Here is a 2,979-nt window from a genome sequence, read left to right on the forward strand (position 1 = left end):
GGCGACGGCGGTCCCGGCGGTGGCCGCGGGCAGGGCCAGCCCGACGGCCACGGCGAGGGTGACCAGGACCCGGCCGCGGCCGGCCGACCTGCTAAGGACCCTCATCAGAAGCCTCCCGTGATGCGCGTGAACTCGAACCCGGGCTGGTCCCGGTTGACGGACCAGAACGCGAGGCGCGTCAGGCCGTTGTTGCGGGCGTAGTCACGGATCTGCGTCCAGGCGGCGGTGGTGGTGACCTCGCCCTGGTCGGAGCTGCCGTTCATGCCGGAGATGCCCATGTGGGCGTACGCCTGGGCGTCGGTCCAGCCGTTGGCCGACTTGAGCTGGTTCTTCAGGCCCTCGGACGCGTTGATCGTGTCCTGCGCGATGTTCGAGGAGCCGAAGTTGAACGGCATGATCGTGTAGTTGTCGATCGGGACGCCGAGCTGCGCGGCCCGGTTGATCAGCCGGGTGCCCGCACCCTCGGGGCCGCCTCGGCCCGTGCCGATCGTGACGGCGATCTTCACGTTCGGGTTGTTCTGCTTGACGATGGTCAGGCCCTGCAGGATGCGGTCCTGGACGACTGTGTTCTCGAACTCGTCGGAGTTCTCGATGTCGAAGTCCACGACGTTCGGCTGGTGCGCGTTGATGACCTGCTGCACGGCCCCGGCGTAGGCGGCCGGCGTCGAGCAGTTGGGGCCGAGCTTGTTGCCGGACCAACCGCCGAACGAGATCTGCACCTGGCCGCCGGCGGCCTTGATCGCGTTGATGGTCTGCTGGTCGACGCCGCCGGTGAGCGGGCGGCTGCCGTCCCACGCCGGGTTGCACCCCCCGGAGGACAGGATGAACGCCATGGTGAACGCGCGGACGCCCGTCTGGCTCATCACCGAGGTCGCGCTCGGCGGGTTGCCCCAGCCCAGGTACAGGTAGGGCGCGCCCGGCATCTTCGCCGGGTTCGGCTCCGGGTTGCTGCCGCCGGACGGGAGCGTCCAGCGCTGGTTGGCGCCGGCGAAGCAGTCCCAGAGCTGGAGCGGCGTGCCGTCCGCGGAGCTCGGCCCTGTGGCGTCCAGGCACTTGCCGAGCGCGCGCAGCGTGCCGTCCGCGCCCGCTGTCCAGCGCTGCGCGGCGCTGCCGTTGCAGTCCCAGAGCTGCACGCGGGTACCGTTCGCGGTGCTCGCGTCGGCGACGTCGAGGCACTTGCCGAGCGCCCGGACCGTGCCGTCGGTGCGCACGTCCCAGCTCTGGGCGTTCGTGCCGTTGCAGCCGTAGAGCTGGATCTGCGTCCCGTTGGCCGAGCTGGCCGCCGCGACGTCGACGCACTTGCCGCCGTAGCCGGTGATGGCGCCCGTGGCCGCCTGCGCGGGCACCGCACCACCGCCGAGCGTGAGCACCGTGGTGAGCGCCAGGGCCAGTGCCGCGAGGCCGCCGAGACCACGCCATCGAAGAGCATGGCGCCGTTGACGTGCTTCCATGGTCGTCCTCCTCAAACTTTCAGGTCGGTAAGTGAGGAGAACGTACGACTTCCTTGACGCCTGCAACATTGGGGCTTACCCGTACAGGAACCACACAGGTTCCCGCTCGACGACGAAGGGCACCGGCTCGCAGGCTGCGAACCGGTGCCCGACGGCGGGGCGGCGAGGTCAGAACCCGGCGGTGATCCGCGTGAACTCGAGGTCCTCCTGCGCGATGCCGCTGCAGTTGGACGTCACGCCGCCGCCCTCGCAGCCGCGGTCGCGGTTCACGGCCCAGTACGCGAACCGGGTCAGCCCGTGGGAGCTCGCCCAGTCCCGGATCTCGGTCCACTGCGCGGGCGTGGTGGTCTCGCCGACGTCGGACAGGCCGTTCATGCCCGAGATCCCGGAGTAGGAGTACGCCTCGGCGTCGGACCAGCCGTGCGCCGCCTTGAGCTGGTCCTTCAGGCCCTGGGCCGCGCTGATCGTGTCGGCCACCATGTCGGAGCCGCCGAAGTCGAACGTCATGATCGTGTAGTTGTCGATCGGGGTACCCAGCTCGGCGGCGCGCGTGATGAGGCGCGAGCCGGCACCGCCCGGGCCGGTCGTGGTGGTCGGGATCGTCACCACGGCCTTGACGCCGGGGTTGTTCTGCTTGACGATCGCGATCCCCTGCAGGATCCGGTCCTGGACGGCGTAGTCCTCGTACTCGTCGGTGTTCTCGATGTCGAAGTCCACGACGTCAGGTCCGTGCGCGTCGATGACCTGCTGCACCGCCCCGGCGAACGCCTCCGGGCTGGAACAGTTCGGGCCCAGCTTGTTGCCCGAGTAGCCCCCGAAGGAGATCTGCACCTGGCCGCCGGCGGCCTGGATCGCGTCGATCGTCTGCTCGTCGACGCCGCCGGTCAGCGGCCGCTGACCGTCCCACGCGGGCGTGCAGCCGCCCGACGACAGCAGGAACGCCATGGTGAACGCCGAGACCCCGGTCTCGCTCATCACCGAGGTGGCGTTCTGCGGGTCGCCCCAGCCCAGGTACAGGTAGGGCGCGCCGGGCATCTTCTCCGCCAGGGCCTCCGGTTCCGCCTGCACGTCGGCCCGCGGACCCGCGATCTCCATCGCGCCGGCGCCGACCATGCCGCTGCCGGCCAGGACCATCGCGGTCACGGCGCCGAGCAGTGCGAGGCGCCTCGGGTTGGTCTTCATCGTCGTCTCCCGAAGATGTCGGTCGGATAAGTAAAGAGACCGTACAACCGGGGTGAAAAATGGCGCATCAGGGTAATCACGTACGCCTCAGGCCCGCACGTGCGTCAGGTTGCCCGCCGTGTCCAGCCGGATCTCGGCGTCCAGTCCGAGCCGCTCCAGGAACGCCGAGTCGTGGCTGACCACCAGCAGCGCGCCACGGTACGCGGACAGCGCGTCGACGAGCTGGTCGGTGCTCGCGATGTCGAGGTTGTTCGTCGGCTCGTCCAGCACCAGGAGCTGCGCCGGCGGGTCCGCCAGCAGCAGCCGCGCCAGCGCCACCCGGAACCGCTCGCCGCCCGACAGCGTC

General features: G+C 70.1%; 3 protein-coding genes. All 3 read right to left on the reverse strand.

The window, feature by feature from the left end:
• Positions 1–104: 104 nt before the first annotated feature.
• Positions 105–1,451: a ricin-type beta-trefoil lectin domain protein gene (locus PROKR_RS25200; protein WP_245605965.1), complete on the reverse strand. Its 1,347-nt coding sequence runs from the start codon at positions 1,449–1,451 to the stop codon at positions 105–107.
• Between the two features lie 168 nt (positions 1,452–1,619).
• Positions 1,620–2,633 carry a chitinase gene (locus tag PROKR_RS25205; RefSeq protein ID WP_036969225.1) on the reverse strand — a complete coding sequence of 338 codons (1,014 nt, stop codon included), beginning with the start codon at positions 2,631–2,633 and terminating at the stop codon, positions 1,620–1,622.
• 87 nt (positions 2,634–2,720) lie between these two features.
• Positions 2,721–2,979, reverse strand: a 259-nt coding sequence (locus PROKR_RS25210; protein ID WP_036969227.1) for an AAA family ATPase, incomplete at its 5' end; no start/stop codon positions are given.

It is taken from the genome of Promicromonospora kroppenstedtii DSM 19349, assembly GCF_000515355.1.
Classification (GTDB): domain Bacteria; phylum Actinomycetota; class Actinomycetes; order Actinomycetales; family Cellulomonadaceae; genus Promicromonospora; species Promicromonospora kroppenstedtii.